Annotated in this window: 15 protein-coding genes; 11 read left to right on the top strand and 4 right to left on the bottom strand. The window is 65.6% G+C overall.

Going from position 1 to position 13,288, the window contains the following annotated elements; translation table 11 throughout:
• Positions 1–56 precede the first annotated feature (56 nt).
• Positions 57–1,301: a porin gene (locus ACJ7Z0_RS21140; RefSeq protein ID WP_434791406.1), complete on the bottom strand. Its 1,245-nt coding sequence runs from the start codon at positions 1,299–1,301 to the stop codon at positions 57–59.
• A gap of 280 nt (positions 1,302–1,581) precedes the next feature.
• Here ACJ7Z0_RS21140 and coq7 point away from each other — a divergent pair, with 280 nt between their 5' ends.
• The gene (gene coq7, locus ACJ7Z0_RS21135) at positions 1,582–2,211 is read left to right on the top strand and encodes a 2-polyprenyl-3-methyl-6-methoxy-1,4-benzoquinone monooxygenase (RefSeq protein ID WP_431124453.1); all 630 of its coding nucleotides are present in this window, start codon (positions 1,582–1,584) and stop codon (positions 2,209–2,211) included.
• A gap of 12 nt (positions 2,212–2,223) precedes the next feature.
• On the opposite strand, the gene ACJ7Z0_RS21130 is transcribed toward coq7, so the two are convergent.
• Positions 2,224–2,673 (bottom strand): OsmC family protein, encoded by a 450-nt coding sequence (locus ACJ7Z0_RS21130; protein ID WP_431132309.1) that lies wholly within the window; start codon positions 2,671–2,673, stop codon positions 2,224–2,226.
• A 274-nt stretch (positions 2,674–2,947) separates the two neighbouring features.
• On the opposite strand from ACJ7Z0_RS21130, the gene ACJ7Z0_RS21125 reads away from it, so the two are divergent.
• Positions 2,948–4,060, top strand: coding sequence for a porin (locus tag ACJ7Z0_RS21125; RefSeq protein WP_434792703.1), 1,113 nt, complete (start codon positions 2,948–2,950; stop codon positions 4,058–4,060).
• Positions 4,061–4,155: 95 nt separating this feature from the next.
• Here the strand turns inward: ACJ7Z0_RS21125 and ACJ7Z0_RS21120 are convergent, their stop codons facing one another.
• Complete coding sequence (locus tag ACJ7Z0_RS21120; protein ID WP_434791405.1) at positions 4,156–5,286, bottom strand: site-specific integrase; 1,131 nt, start codon at positions 5,284–5,286, stop codon at positions 4,156–4,158.
• 50 nt (positions 5,287–5,336) lie between these two features.
• Here ACJ7Z0_RS21120 and ilvA point away from each other — a divergent pair, with 50 nt between their 5' ends.
• Positions 5,337–6,950, top strand: coding sequence for a threonine ammonia-lyase, biosynthetic (gene ilvA / locus ACJ7Z0_RS21115; RefSeq protein ID WP_434792702.1), 1,614 nt, complete (start codon positions 5,337–5,339; stop codon positions 6,948–6,950).
• 27 nt (positions 6,951–6,977) lie between these two features.
• Here the strand turns inward: ilvA and ACJ7Z0_RS21110 are convergent, their stop codons facing one another.
• Positions 6,978–7,604: a type II secretion system protein N gene (locus ACJ7Z0_RS21110; protein WP_434791404.1), complete on the bottom strand. Its 627-nt coding sequence runs from the start codon at positions 7,602–7,604 to the stop codon at positions 6,978–6,980.
• Positions 7,605–7,653: 49 nt separating this feature from the next.
• Between ACJ7Z0_RS21110 and gspG the strand changes: the two genes are divergently transcribed.
• The 8 genes from gspG to gspN all read left to right on the top strand — a co-directional run bounded on the left by gspG (position 7,654) and on the right by gspN (position 13,287).
• Entirely contained in the window at positions 7,654–8,094 is a 441-nt protein-coding gene (gene gspG, locus ACJ7Z0_RS21105) for a type II secretion system major pseudopilin GspG (protein ID WP_307580078.1), read from the top strand.
• The gene (locus ACJ7Z0_RS21100; protein WP_434791403.1) at positions 8,069–8,533 is read left to right on the top strand and encodes a GspH/FimT family pseudopilin; all 465 of its coding nucleotides are present in this window, start codon (positions 8,069–8,071) and stop codon (positions 8,531–8,533) included. The genes gspG and ACJ7Z0_RS21100 overlap by 26 nt, the downstream gene beginning before the upstream one ends.
• Positions 8,530–8,904 (top strand): type II secretion system minor pseudopilin GspI, encoded by a 375-nt coding sequence (gene gspI / locus ACJ7Z0_RS21095; protein ID WP_431124468.1) that lies wholly within the window; start codon positions 8,530–8,532, stop codon positions 8,902–8,904. The genes ACJ7Z0_RS21100 and gspI overlap by 4 nt, the downstream gene beginning before the upstream one ends.
• Complete coding sequence (locus ACJ7Z0_RS21090) at positions 8,904–9,587, top strand: PulJ/GspJ family protein (protein WP_434791402.1); 684 nt, start codon at positions 8,904–8,906, stop codon at positions 9,585–9,587. Before gspI ends, ACJ7Z0_RS21090 begins: the two co-directional genes overlap by 1 nt.
• On the top strand, positions 9,584–10,597 hold the full coding sequence (gene gspK / locus ACJ7Z0_RS21085; protein ID WP_434791401.1) for a type II secretion system minor pseudopilin GspK: 1,014 nt from the start codon (positions 9,584–9,586) through the stop codon (positions 10,595–10,597). Before ACJ7Z0_RS21090 ends, gspK begins: the two co-directional genes overlap by 4 nt.
• 136 nt (positions 10,598–10,733) lie before the next feature.
• Positions 10,734–11,945: a type II secretion system protein GspL gene (gene gspL, locus ACJ7Z0_RS21080; protein ID WP_434791400.1), complete on the top strand. Its 1,212-nt coding sequence runs from the start codon at positions 10,734–10,736 to the stop codon at positions 11,943–11,945.
• Positions 11,942–12,475, top strand: a complete 534-nt coding sequence (locus tag ACJ7Z0_RS21075; RefSeq protein WP_434791399.1) for a type II secretion system protein M — start codon at positions 11,942–11,944, stop codon at positions 12,473–12,475. Before gspL ends, ACJ7Z0_RS21075 begins: the two co-directional genes overlap by 4 nt.
• Before the next feature lie 11 nt (positions 12,476–12,486).
• The gene (gene gspN / locus ACJ7Z0_RS21070; protein WP_434791398.1) at positions 12,487–13,287 is read left to right on the top strand and encodes a type II secretion system protein N; all 801 of its coding nucleotides are present in this window, start codon (positions 12,487–12,489) and stop codon (positions 13,285–13,287) included.
• The last annotated feature ends 1 nt before the right edge of the window (position 13,288 follow it).

Raw genomic sequence — 13,288 nt, 5'->3', positions numbered from 1 at the left:
TTCGTCGAGTGGCTTCTTAGTCTTTCGATTCAAAGCTGGCTCACGCCAGCCTCAAATTAGAAAGCGTGACGGATACCGAAGTCGTAGCCGGTGGAGTTCTTCGGGGTGAAGACGGCGTTGCTGATGAAAGCCGGGCCACCAACAGTGTAGGCTGCACCGTTCTTGTTGCTCACGCGAGCGATCGTTGCGTACAGAGCCGTGCGCTTCGACAGGTTGTGCACGTAGCCCAGAGCCAGCTTGCTGGCCTTCGGGTCAGCAACGGAAGGTGCGAACAGCACTTCAGGAGCGTTGAAGTCGGTCTTGACGCGCGAGTACGAAGCGCGGATCAGGCCAGCACCGACGGGAACGGTCACACCCAGGAGGTAGCCGGTCAGGTCGATGTCAGGACGGCCGCCCAGGAACGGCTCGACTTCGAAGTCCATCTTGTTCTTGGCGCGCGACACTTCACCGAAGAGCTTCACGGGACCGAAGTCATACGAAGCGCCGAGGTTCAGCGTGTTGACCTTGGTGGTCGTGCCGACGTAGAACTGATCGCCAATCGTGCTGCTGCCATAGGCAACTGCAACGTCCAGAGGACCGTTTGCATAGCCGAAGCGGCCACCGATGTAACGGCCAGCGCGCGAGTTGTTCGCGACGTTAGGCGTAGCGGTGCCCGGATCGTACTTGGTCTTTTCGCTGAAAGCGTACTGCAGCTGGCCGTAGAAACCACCCAGGTTCGGCGGCAGGAAGTAGCCGATGCTGTTGCTTGCGCGCACGTAGTTGCTGTTGGCAACGTTGGTGAACGGAGCGGTCGAAGCAGCCGGGGTCAGGAAGTTGCCGAAGGCGGTGTTGGCCGTCGAAACCAGGTTGGTACCCACGCCGTTGGTGCCGAACGGATCGAACACGGTGTCGTTCCAGAAGGTCGGGGTGTAGTCACGGCCGAGGCGGACTTCACCGAAACCACCCGACAGGCTCACGGTCGAACGACGAGCGAACGTCGCGATACCTTGCTGGCCGTCGTCGTTGGAGATCGGGGCTTCGAGCCAGAAGCTGGCAGCCAGGCCACCGCCGAGGTCTTCCGTACCACGGAAGCCGATACGGCTGGAGTTGTAGCCCGAGTTCGCCAGTTCACGACGGCTCGTCTTGACGCTGCCCTGGTTCAGGTAGAACGGGTTCAGGATCGTGGCACTGTTCAGGTCACGCGAGGTGCTCGAGTAGCCGCTGATCGACGCGTCGACCACACCGAAGAGCGTGACGGACGACTGAGCCGAGGCAACACCGGCAACAGCCAGGGCAGCCAGAGCAACTAGAGATTTTTTCATTGCAAGTTTCTCCAAGGTTAAACATAGGGCTCCGGTGCGAAGGGCTCACTGTGACTGGCACTTAGTGCTCCCACCGGACCCCGGGCCAACCTCCTTTTGGGAAGTTGATGCTATTGCACCAGAGCCGCTGCGGCAGGGCAAAACAAATCGCCCGAAAAGTCGGGTGGCCCGTGCGTTTCGTTGCAGTCCTGCAACAAAGGCTTGGGCCGCCTCACGAACCACAATGTGAAATGAAGCAAGTGTTTCGCCTGGTCTTTTCCCCATACGTTCAAATAGAGGCATGACTTCTTCGCTCGATCCCGTCCTGACCGCGGCGGATGCGGCATTGCGTACCCTTTTTGCCCGGCCGCATGCCACGCGTGCCATGCCTGCCCCGCTCCAGGCGCCCGGCGAAATGACCGACTCGGAGCGGCGCGAGGCCGGCGCACTGATGCGGGTGAACCACGTGGGCGAGGTCTGCGCGCAGGCGCTTTACACCGCGCAGGCGGCGGTGGCGCGCGATCCCGTCCTCCGGAACCGCCTGCTCGAAGCCTCACATGAAGAAACAGACCATCTGGCCTGGACCCGCCAGCGGCTGGACGATCTGGGTGCGCGGCCTTCGATCTTGAATCCGCTCTGGTATGCGGGCGCCTTCGGGCTGGGCCTGGTGGCTGGACGCCTGGGAGATCCGCTCAGCTTGGGCTTTGTCGCGGAAACCGAGCGTCAGGTGGAGGCCCACCTGGACAGCCATCTGGGCCGTCTGCCGCCTGCCGACAGCGCATCGAGGGCGGTGGTCGAGCAGATGAAGGTCGATGAAGCACGGCATGCCGCGCAGGCTATCGACGCCGGTGCGGCGGAATTGCCGGCGCCCGCGAAGGCCCTGATGCGGTTCGCCTCCCGCGTGATGACTACGCTGGCGCACCGGATCTGAAGCTTTCGCGGCTCAGGTTTCGATCAGATCGAAGCTGGTGGTGATCTCGGCCGTCTTCGCGAGCATGATGCTCGCCGAACAATAGGTTTCGTGGCTCAGAGCGACGGCACGCTCGACGGCAGAAGCCGGAATGCCCTTGCCGGCCACGGTGAAGTGCATGTGGATCTTCGTGAAGACCTTGGGGTCCTTCTCGGCGCGTTCACTGGTCAGCTTGACGCTGCAGCGCTCCACGCGGTGGCGGCCACGCTTCAATATGAGGACCACGTCGTAGGCCGTACAGCCACCGGTTCCGGCAAGCACGGTTTCCATGGGGCGGGCAGCCAGGTTCTGCCCACCGTTCTCCGGTTTTGCCGTATCCGGCGCGCCGTCCATCGTCAAGACATGGCCGCTGCCCGTTTCGGCCACAAAACCCATGGCCGAACGGGTGCCGGCGTCGCCGGTCCAAGTTACTGTGCATTCCATCTTCGTCAGGTCCAATCAGGGTGTTCAGCAAAAAAAGTCGCTGAAATCAACTTGTGTGTGGGAAAAGTGTCACTTGCTTGTTGCAACGCAACAAACAGTCGATATACTTTATTTCATCGCGCACGAACATGTGCGCACCGGTTGTCTCCTCCACCCTTCCAATTGGTGGATTTAGCCCCGAGCTGCAAAGCTCGGGGCTTTTTTCTTGTCGGCGTCGCCGCTCCCGGCTCGGGCCAGGCCCACTCTAGGTTTTCGCGCCCGAAGGGCAGTTGCTCTGGCTGCCCTGGCTGTTGCCGGTGTTGCCTCAGCTCAGTCGTCCGTCACGCTCTTCGGTGTGGTCGACGCGTCGATCAGCCACTACGAAACCAGCAGCCGTTCCCTCATCACCGGCTCCAGCTTCAAGCAAAGCCAAACCGCGCTGGCCAACTCGGGTTACAACTCGAGCCGCCTTGGCTTCCGTGGTACCGAAGACCTCGGTGGTGGCCTGGCAGCGAGCTTCTGGCTCGAATCGCCGATGTCCAACGACGACGGCGCTTCCTCCACCGGTATCAGCTTCTCACGTCGTTCGACCGTGAGCCTGTCGGGTGGTTTCGGTGAAGTCCGCCTCGGCCGTGACTACACCCCGACCTTCTGGAACGACACCGTGTTCGATCCGTTCGGCACCAACGGCGTTGGCACCAATGTCATTAACTCATCACACAGTGCCATCCTGACGGGCTTGGGACTCCCCTCCGACTCGAACTATGTCCGTGCAAACAACACCATTGGCTATTTTCTGCCGCCCAATCTGGGAGGCTTCTATGGTCAAGTGCAATACGGACTGCACGAGAACGTGAAGACCAGTGGCGTTCAAGTAAGCAAGACGGGCCGCTACGTGGGCGGTCGAGTCGGCTACGCAAACGGGCCGCTGGACGTTGGGCTTGCATATGGCAAGAGCGATGTCTTCAACAACGGCGCAGGAACGGGTATCGACGCAAGAACATTGAACCTTGGCGCTTCGTATGACTTCGGTGTTGTGAAGCTCTTCACCGAATTGTCCCGCGTCACCAACGAATTCTATGCATCTCAGCTGGGCTCTGAAAAGATCGGCCTCAATGGATTCTTGATCGGTGCCACTGCACCGGTCGGCGCTGGATTGATCCGCGTTGCCTACTCCCAGGCCAAAGCGAACTTCGATGGCAACGACGATCCACGCAGCCGCAAGTTTGCAATCGGCTACGTGCATAACCTGTCGAAGCGGACCGCGCTGTACACCACGGTTGCCCGGGTCGCGAACAAGAACGGCGCGCCGATCACCGTCGGTGGTGCCCCCCGATTCTCCACTGCCGCTGGCTACGAACCCCGCAATTCGACCGGCTACGACTTCGGCATCCGCCACGCCTTCTGATCGATCACGGGTCTGATCCGATGCTGGCTCCAGCCAGTTCGAGTCGATTCAGTGTCAAGCCGCCCAGCGCAAGCCGGGCGGCTTTTTGGCTTTGTTCAGCTTGCACGGCCACGCCTGCTTTGCAGCAGGCCCACATTCATTTCACCGTTCAGAACCGACGCATAGAACCGCTCGACCATGTTCACGCTCGTGCGTGCATTGCGCGCCAAGGTCAGCATGTCGATGCCCTGCCCGTACAACAACCGCAATGTGATCGCGGTGTGGCGCAGGCAATAGAGCGTTCTCGATTGACCGAGCGGCCCCTTCTCGAGCGCAATCACCTCGAGCGCCCAATGGAAAAGAAAGTTGAGCACCGCCAGCGCGTGTTCACGGTTCTTCAATTGCGGCATGAAGATGTAGTCTTCCGCGCCACCAGAGCCTTGCTCGCGACGACGATCGAGCAAGCATTCATAGACCCGCACAGCGGGACGCAAGCTCACGATGGGCTGGCTGTGCCGCTTGGTTTCGGGCAAGTTCATTCGCAGATAGACGTGCTTGCCGCGCACGATTTCTATGTGCTTGTGCTTCATGAGTTTGATATCGCTCGGACGAACAAAGGTGTTCACCATCCAGCGAATCAACCAGGGCAACTCCTCCGGCATGACGAGCAACTCGCGCGCAATCCAGAAGCGCTCGCCGGATGTCAGCTGGTCGAGCACGGGATGCGACTGCCCGCGCAATCTGCGCGCAGCTGCCACGACGGCCCGGTATTCCGCAACGCTGAAGCTGCCGCGCGGCTGGCTGCGCACCTTGACCTTCGGAAAGGCCGGCGCAACGCGAAGCACACCGATGTTGACGCCGTGCGTCACCACCTTTCGCAGCAACACAAGGTATTGCGCAATCGTCGTGCTGGTGAAGCCCTGCTCTCCGAGATGGTCGATCAGGCGTTGCGCATCGGCGGTGGCAAACGCCTGTGCTTGAACGGCACCCAGCAAAGGGACGACATGGGCCCGCAATCTGTTGCCCATCACTTGCCAGGTAGGTCGCCCAATTTCGCCGCGCTGTACACGCGCCGCTTCTGCCTGCATCAATCCTTTGGAAAGGTCGCTGACAGAAACTGATAACAAATTTTGCTCATTTGTTAACTGACTGGCGGACGGATGGATCGCGGGATAGGTGCGCTCAAAAAAACCGGAATCGTTCGCCGCTGGGGCTCTCAGGATGAGGTTTATGACATTTGTGTCCATGTCATGGCCCGTATGCAATCCCGATGCCTCTTATCATCGTCATTTATCAATTGAAACTCCCCTTGGAAAAAACCGTGCGCGACGTCCCTGTTCCGGCACTATCGCCCGCCGACTATCTCAGAAAAATTCTGAACGCCCGCGTTTACGACGTGGCGGTCGAATCCGCGCTGGAGAAAGCCAACGCGCTCAGCGAAAGGCTCGGCAGCACCGTGCTGCTCAAGCGCGAAGACCAGCAACCGGTCTTCAGCTTCAAGCTGCGCGGCGCCTACAACAAGATGGCGCACCTCACGCCCGAGCAGCTCGCAAGTGGTGTCATCTGCGCATCGGCCGGCAATCACGCGCAGGGCGTGGCGCTGGGCGCTCGCAAGCTGGGTACGCGCGCCGTGGTGGTCATGCCCGTGACCACGCCTCGCCTCAAGATCGATGCGGTGCGCGGATTCGGCGGCGAGGTGGTGCTGCATGGCGACAGCTATTCGGATGCTTATCTGCACGCGCTGGAACTGCAGGCCCAGCAAGGCCTGACCTTCGTGCATCCGTTCGACGATCCCGACGTGATCGCAGGCCAGGGCACCATCGCCATGGAGATCCTGCGCCAGCACCAGGGCCCGCTCGACGCGGTCTTTGTTGCGATCGGTGGCGGCGGGCTCATCTCGGGCGTGGCCAACTACATCAAGGCGGTGCGTCCGGAGATCAAGGTGATCGGCGTGCAGATGAACGACTCTGACGCGATGATGCAATCGGTGGCGGCGCGCCAGCGCGTGAGCCTGCCCGACGTCGGGCTGTTTTCAGACGGCACCGCCGTCAAGCTCGTGGGCGAAGAGACATTCCGCATTGCCAGCAACCTGGTCGACGAATACATCGCGGTCGATACCGATGCGGTTTGCGCGGCCATCAAGGACGTCTTCGTCGACACACGCAGCATCGTCGAGCCGGCCGGCGCGCTCGCGGTGGCCGCCATCAAGCAGTACGTGGCCGGGCATGGCCGCCACGGCGAGACCTACGCAGCCATCCTGTGCGGGGCCAACATGAATTTCGATCGGCTGCGCTTCGTGGCCGAACGCGCGGAGGTCGGCGAGGAGCGCGAGGCGCTGTTTGCGGTGACCATTCCCGAAGAGCGCGGCAGCTTTCGCCGCTTCTGCGAACTGGTCGGCGAAATGCCGGCCATCGAATCGAAGGAAACCGACTCCACCGGCGGCGCGCCACGCAACGTGACGGAGTTCAACTACCGCATCAGCGATGCGACCAAGGCCCATGTGTTCGTCGGCTTGACCACGTCCACACGCGGTGAATCGACCACCATCGCGCAGACCTTCATTGACCACGGTTTCGATGCGCTCGATCTCACGCACGACGAGCTTGCCAAGGAACATCTGCGGCATCTGGTGGGTGGGCGCACGAGCCTTGCGCATGACGAGCGGCTGCTGCGCTTCGTCTTTCCGGAGCGTCCGGGCGCGCTGCTCAAGTTCCTGAGCCTGATGCGGCCCAACTGGAACATCAGCCTCTTTCACTACCGCAACCAGGGCGCCGACTACGGCCGGATCCTGGTGGGGCTGCAGGTTCCTGCCAGCGATGCGGCGGCCTTCGATGCGTTCCTCGAAACGCTGGGCTACCCGTACGTCGAGGAAACGGCGAACCCGGCGTACCGGCTGTTCCTGCAGGCCTGACCGAGCGGCGGCCTGCGCCCCCTCGCCCTACTGCGCGAGTTGGGCAGGAGGTTGCGGCGCAGGCGCCGGTGGAGGCATCTGCTGCGGCGCAGCAGCCGCATCGGCAGACGGCGGCGCCACCACGGCGGGCACCGTGGCAGGAAACAGCCCGCTGGGACGCGGCGATGGCGTCATGCCCGGCTGAATCGGGCTCCCGACGCTGATCGGCGCCCGCACCGGCAATTGCAGCGTGAAAGCCGCCGGGCCCCCAACGCTGGCGCCCAGCGTCGCCGAGCGCACCCCCACCGACTGCAGCACATAGTTGTCGCCGACACGCGAACCGACGCGAAACGGTCGCGGGGGTTTGCCGTCGATGGAGATCAGCGCCGCTCCCTGGTTGAACGGATCCGCCACCACGCCCGACAACGCAAAGCGGCTGGCGGCCTCCGGCATCGTAGGTGCCGCTTCCGATGCCGAAACCGCGCCGAGCAGCCGCGCCACCGCATCCGCATCGGCCGAAACCGACGCCCGGGGCATCGTGGCCGCCGCCGCCACGGGCTGGGCCGGACTCGCGAGCCGCAGTCCCCAGAACACCGCCGCACCGGCGGCCAGCGCCCAGAGTCCCGTGGTTGCAACGGGGGCGTGCCAGCGCGCGGCGGAATAGGGACTTGTCATGGCCGCGGATTATCATGCAGCGCGCCTTCCGAACCATGTCATCCAAGCTATGAAAAAAATCCTTCGCGCCGCCACCCGCACCGCCCAGCGCGGATTCACGCTGATCGAATTGATGGTGGTTCTGGTCATCATCGGCGTCCTTGCCGCGCTGATCGTGCCAAACGTGATCGAGCGCGCGGACGACGCCCGCGTGACCGCCGCAAGGACCGACATCAACAACCTGATGCAGGCGCTCAAGCTCTATCGCCTGGACAACCAGCGCTATCCCACCGCCGAGCAAGGCCTGCAGGCGCTGCTCGTGCGCCCCACCGCCGGCCCGGCCGCGCCCAACTGGAAGCCGTACGTCGAAAAGCTGCCCAACGATCCGTGGGGCCATCCGTACCAATACATGAACCCGGGCATCAAGGGCGAAATCGACGTGCTCTCGCTTGGCGCCGACGGCCAGGCCGGTGGCGAGGGCAAGAATGCCGACATCGGCAGCTGGCAGTAGGCGCACCGGCGGCTTCACGCTGCTCGAGCTGATCGTGGTGATCGCGATCATCGCGATGGCCACCGCCAGCGTGACCTTCGCGATGCGCGACAGCAGCGCGGCCCGGCTCGACCGCGAGGCCGACCGGCTGGCGGCGCTGCTCGAATCGGCGCGCGCCCAGTCGCGCGCAAGCGGCGTCGCGGTGCGATGGCGCCTGGTGGAAGGCGGCAGCTTCGTGTTCGAGGGCCTGCCGCCCGACGCCTTGCCCAACGGCTGGGCCACCAGCGGCATCAGCGCCCAGGCCGCGCTGGCCAACGGCGCGCCGATTCCGGCCGTGCTGCTCGGGCCCGATCCGATCATTGCCGCGCAGCAGATCGTTCTTTATTCCGAAGGCCCGCCCGCACGTTCGCTGCGCGTTGCCACCGACGGCCTGCGACCCTTCACCGTGAGCACGCCATGACAACCGGGCGCCGGTCGGCATGCGGCGGATTCACGCTGATCGAAGTGCTGATTGCGCTCGGCATCGTCGCGCTGGCGCTGGCGGCCGGGTCGCAGGCCACCATGTCGCTGACCCGCAACGCGCAGCGCCAGTCCGACCTGCTGCTGGCCGACCTGTGCGCAGAAAACGAACTCGCCAAGGCGCGCCTGGCTCGGCAAATGCCGGCCGTGGGCGATTCGGGCTCCATCTGCGTGCAGGCCGGCGTTTCCTTCAACGTGACCACCTCCACCATCGCCACGCTCAACCCGAACTTCCGGCGCGTCGACGTGCAGGTGCGCGATGAGGCCAACGCGCCGGTGCTGCGCATCTCGACCGTGGTGGGCCGCTTCTGATGCACCGCTTCGCAAACCGGCGAACCCGCGGGGGTTTCACCCTGATCGAGCTGCTGGTGGCCATTGCCGTCATGGCGCTGCTTGCGATCGTGAGCTGGCGCGGGCTCGACGCCATGTCGCGCGCCACCACGCAGAACCAGCAGCGCGCCGACGCGGTGCTGACGCTGCAGACCACGCTCGCGCAATGGAGCGCCGACCTCGACGCCGTGACCGCGCTCGCGCAAACCCGCCCCATCGATTGGAACGGCCGCGTGCTGCGGCTCACGCGCCGCAGCAGCGATGCGGCCGCACCGGCCATGCTGGTGGTGGCGTGGACGCTGCGCTCGGGAGTCGACGGCACCCGCTGGCGGCGCTGGCAATCGCAGCCCTTCAGCACGCGCGGCGAATGGCAGCAGGCCTGGAACATGGCCGCCTCCTGGGCACAGGAAGGCGGCGGCGGAGAAACCGCCCTGATGCCGGTCGACGGCTGGCAGCTCTTCTATTTCCGCGAGAACACCTGGACTCCGGCGGGCGAATTGCCGAGCGGCACGTCCAACCCTGCGAACCCGGCCAACCCCACAGGCGCCATCGTGAACATGCCCGACGGCGTTCGCCTGGTGCTGAACCTGTCGCCCGGCGACGGACTGGCGGGCGCCATCACGCGCGACTGGGTCAAGCCGACGGTGGGAGCGCCGCGATCGTGACGACGCCTCTCCCTTCCTCTGCGAGCCGCCCGCGCGCAAGTGCCGGCCGCCAGTCCGGCGCCGCGCTGCTCGCAGCCATGCTGACCGTGATGCTGGTCGCCACCTTTTCCGCCGCCGCGCTGTGGCAGCAATGGCGCTCGTCCGAAGTCGAGGCCGCCGAGCGCGGACGCGTGCAGGCGGCGTGGGTGCTGGTCGGCGCGCTCGACTGGTCGCGCCTGATCCTGCGCGAAGACGCCCTCACCGGCGGGCCCGACCACCTGGCCGAACCCTGGGCCGTGCCGCTCGCGGAAGCAAGGCTCGCCAGCTTTCTCTCGGCCGAGAAAAACGTGGCCAGCGACAACCTCGAAGGGCTGCCCGACGCCTTTCTGTCGGGCCGCATCGTCGATGCGCAATCCAAGCTCAACGTGCTGTCGCTGGTCGACGGCAACAAGCCGGTGCCCGCGAGCGTCGCCACCTTCACCAAGCTGTTCAACATCCTCGGCCTGCCGGCTTCGGAGCTCAGCGTGATGACCGCCTCGCTGGTGCGCGCGCTCGCCACCGGTACCGACGCCGCGGGCGGCGGCGATGCCGGCGCGGCGCCGCTGATGCCGCAGGAGGTTTCGCAGCTGGTGTGGCTCGGCCTTTCGCCCTCCACCGCGGCCGCCCTCGAGCCCTACGTGACGATCCTCCCGATACGCACGCCGCTCAACATCAACACCGCGAGTGCCGAGGCCATCAGCGCCAGCCTGCCTTCGCTGAGCATCAGCGATGCGCGCCAGGTGGTGGAAAAACGCACCCGCTCGTTCTTCAAGCAGATCGCCGACGCCAACACCGCCCTTCCCAACGGCGGCACCCAGTTCAACGCCAACCAGCACAGCGTGAGCACCCAGTTCTTCGAGGTCTACGGCAAGCTGCGGCTCGACCGCACCTGGGTGGAAGAACGCTCGCTCCTGCAACGCGACGGCATTACCGTGAAGACGATCTGGCGCAATCGCGGGGCCGGCATGACCGCCTCTCCGGCTAAACCCTGAGTCACGGCTTCCTCTGCCAATTTCTTGCACCAAAAAAATCGTCCAACCCCCGTCGCATCTACGTCACACGCTACAAATAAAGTAGCACTCATGCAATAAGCGCGACCCTACAATCACCCGCCCTTCCCAAATCGAAATGACCCCGCTGCTGCTCATTGCCCCCCTTCCTCCGGCCGATACCGCCGGCGAGTACGACTGGGCCCAGGCAGGGGACGACGGCATCGCGTTGCACGACCACGGCCGCGCGTTGCTCGCGCTGTTGCCGGCAAGCACGGAAGTCATGCTCGGCATTCCCGCGGCGGCGCTTTCCTGGCACCGGGTCACCCTGCCCAAGGGCAGCATGGGCAGCACCTCGAAACTGCGCGCCGTGCTCGACGGACTGCTCGAGGAGCAGTTGCTGGACGAGCCCGAAGCCTTGCATTTCGCGCTCGAACCCGAGGCCAAGGCCGGCCCGCCGGTCTGGGTGGCGGCCTGCAACCGCATCTGGCTGCGCAGCCTCGTCCAGGGCCTCGAATCGGCGGGGCGGCGCGTGGTGCGCATCGTTCCTGAATTCGCGCCGCAGCCTGCGGACGGCCCGCCGCTGCTGCAGGTCACCGGCGAGGCCGAGGCGCCGCAGCTCACGGTGTGCGATGCCGACGGCGTGGTCTCGCTGCCGCTGGCGGGTGCCGGGCTGGCTCTCGCCGGCAGCCTGCCGCTCGACACCGCCGTCATCGCCGCCGAACCCGCCGTCGCCGAGGCCGCCGAGCATCTGCTCGAGCGCCGCCTGCCCATCGTGCAGGCACCGCAACGCTGGCTCCAGGCTGCGCGCTCGCCGTGGGAGCTCGCGCAGTTCGACCTTGCCGTCACGGGCCGCGCCCGCGCCGGCAAGAAATTCGCATCCGTGGTCCAGACGCTGCGCTATGCACCCGAGTGGCGCGCCGCGCGCTGGGGCGTCATCGCCTTGCTGCTGACCCAGCTGATCGGCCTCAACGCCTGGGCCTGGAAGGAGCGCAATGCACTCGAGGCCAAGCGGCAGGCCGTCAAGACCATGCTGACCCAGACCTTTCCTGCCGTGAAACTGGTGGTCGATGCGCCGGTGCAGATGGCACGCGAGGTCGCGGCGCTGCAGCAGGCGGTGGGCGACGTCGCGGGCAGCGACTTCGAACCGATGATCGGCGCGCTCGCCACCAACCTTCCGCCGGGCCGCACGCCCAGCGCCATCGACTACAGCGCCGGCCAACTGCGCCTGCGCGGCCTGGCCCTGCAGCCTTCGGAGCTCACGCGGCTTTCGGGCGCCATGGGCCCGCGCGGCTACAGCGTGCGCGCCGAGGGCGATCTGCTGCTGGTGCAGGCCGAGGCTTCCCGATGAACTTCGCCGAACAACTCCGCGCCCGCTGGGCTTCCCTCGATCTGCGCGAGCGGCGCATGCTCGCCATCGCGGCCGGGCTCGTCGTGCTCGCGCTGCTGTGGTGGATTGCGCTCGCTCCCGCACTGCGCACGCTGGCCGCGGCGCGGGCCGAACACGCGCGGCTCGATGCGCAATTGCAGCAGATGGCCACCTTGCAGAACCGCGCCAAGGCGCTGCAAGCCCAGCCCCGCCTGACCCGCGACGACGCACTGCGCGCCCTCGAAACCTCGGTGCGCCAGAGCCTGGGAAGCAATGCCCAGCTCATGACGGCCAGCGGCGACGGCGCCGCCACCGTCACGCTGCGCGCGGTGCCGGCCGATGCCCTGGCCCAATGGCTCGCGCAGGCGCGCGGCAATGCCCATGCCGTGCCGCGCGAAGCCCACCTGACCCGCGCGGCCGCCGCGCCGCCGGCCGCGAGCAACAAGGACCCCGAACCCGCCAAGGTGCGCTGGGAGGGCACGCTGGTGATGGCGCTGCCCGCGGCCCGTTGAGCACACCCGCCATGGTGACGCGCCCTTCCCTTTCCGATCCGGCGCCGCGCCGCGGCTGGCGCTGGGCCCTACTCGGCATCGTGATTGGCGCACTGCTCGCGCTCGTTCTGTTCGCACCGGCCCGGTGGCTGGCCGCGGCGCTGTCGAGCTGGAGCCAGGGCCGGCTGCTGCTCGTCAACCCGCGCGGCACGGTCTGGAACGGTGCGGCCGCGGTGGTGCTGGCAAGCGGTACCGGCGGCGCCGAGGCGGTGTCGCTGCCCGGGTCGCTCAACTGGCGCATGCGGCCCACCTGGAACGGCATGTTCGCGGTGCTCGACCTGCCCTGCTGCACGGCCCGGCCGCTCGAACTCAAGGCCAGCCCACGCGCGGACGGCATGCAGCTGCAATGGGGCGACGGCAGTTCGCGCTGGCCCGCCACTTTGCTGGCCGGCCTGGGCGCGCCCTGGAACACGCTCAAGCTCGAGGGCACGCTCGACCTTTCCACCAAGGCCCTGTCGATGCAGTGGGACGGCCCCGTGCTGCGCATCGCGGGCCAGGCGACGCTCGACGCCACCGACGTGTCGTCGAGCCTTTCGACCCTGAAGCCGATGGGCAGCTACCGCCTCACGCTCGAAGGCGGCAGCCGGCCGAGCCTGCTCTTGAGCACGCGCGAAGGCAGCCTGCAGCTGAACGGCAGCGGCAGCTGGAACGGCACCGCCTTTCGCTTCAATGGCGAAGCCAACGCTGCAGCCGGCCGCGAAGACGCGCTTTCCAATTTGTTGAACATCATCGGGCGGCGCGAGAACGCGCGTTCGATCATCACCCTGGGTTGAT

The organism is Variovorax palleresanus (genome assembly GCF_051144945.1).
GTDB classification, from domain to species: domain Bacteria; phylum Pseudomonadota; class Gammaproteobacteria; order Burkholderiales; family Burkholderiaceae_C; genus Variovorax; species Variovorax paradoxus_S.
This window is presented reverse-complemented; position numbering and strand designations above follow the sequence as displayed.

Bases quoted from the DNA above. Each gene is read 5' to 3' on its own strand.
- coq7 (WP_431124453.1), top strand. From the start codon at position 1,582: ATGACTTCTTCGCTCGATCCCGTCCTGACCGCGGCGGATGCGGCATTG.
- ACJ7Z0_RS21100 (WP_434791403.1), top strand. From the start codon at position 8,069: ATGCCGACATCGGCAGCTGGCAGTAGGCGCACCGGCGGCTTCACGCTG.
- ACJ7Z0_RS21140 (WP_434791406.1), bottom strand. From the start codon at position 1,301: ATGAAAAAATCTCTAGTTGCTCTGGCTGCCCTGGCTGTTGCCGGTGTT.
- ACJ7Z0_RS21130 (WP_431132309.1), bottom strand. From the start codon at position 2,673: ATGGAATGCACAGTAACTTGGACCGGCGACGCCGGCACCCGTTCGGCC.
- ACJ7Z0_RS21110 (WP_434791404.1), bottom strand. From the start codon at position 7,604: ATGACAAGTCCCTATTCCGCCGCGCGCTGGCACGCCCCCGTTGCAACC.
- ACJ7Z0_RS21075 (WP_434791399.1), top strand. From the start codon at position 11,942: ATGAACTTCGCCGAACAACTCCGCGCCCGCTGGGCTTCCCTCGATCTG.
- gspG (WP_307580078.1), top strand. From the start codon at position 7,654: ATGAAAAAAATCCTTCGCGCCGCCACCCGCACCGCCCAGCGCGGATTC.
- gspL (WP_434791400.1), top strand. From the start codon at position 10,734: ATGACCCCGCTGCTGCTCATTGCCCCCCTTCCTCCGGCCGATACCGCC.
- gspN (WP_434791398.1), top strand. From the start codon at position 12,487: ATGGTGACGCGCCCTTCCCTTTCCGATCCGGCGCCGCGCCGCGGCTGG.
- gspI (WP_431124468.1), top strand. From the start codon at position 8,530: ATGACAACCGGGCGCCGGTCGGCATGCGGCGGATTCACGCTGATCGAA.
- ACJ7Z0_RS21120 (WP_434791405.1), bottom strand. From the start codon at position 5,286: ATGGACACAAATGTCATAAACCTCATCCTGAGAGCCCCAGCGGCGAAC.
- ACJ7Z0_RS21090 (WP_434791402.1), top strand. From the start codon at position 8,904: ATGCACCGCTTCGCAAACCGGCGAACCCGCGGGGGTTTCACCCTGATC.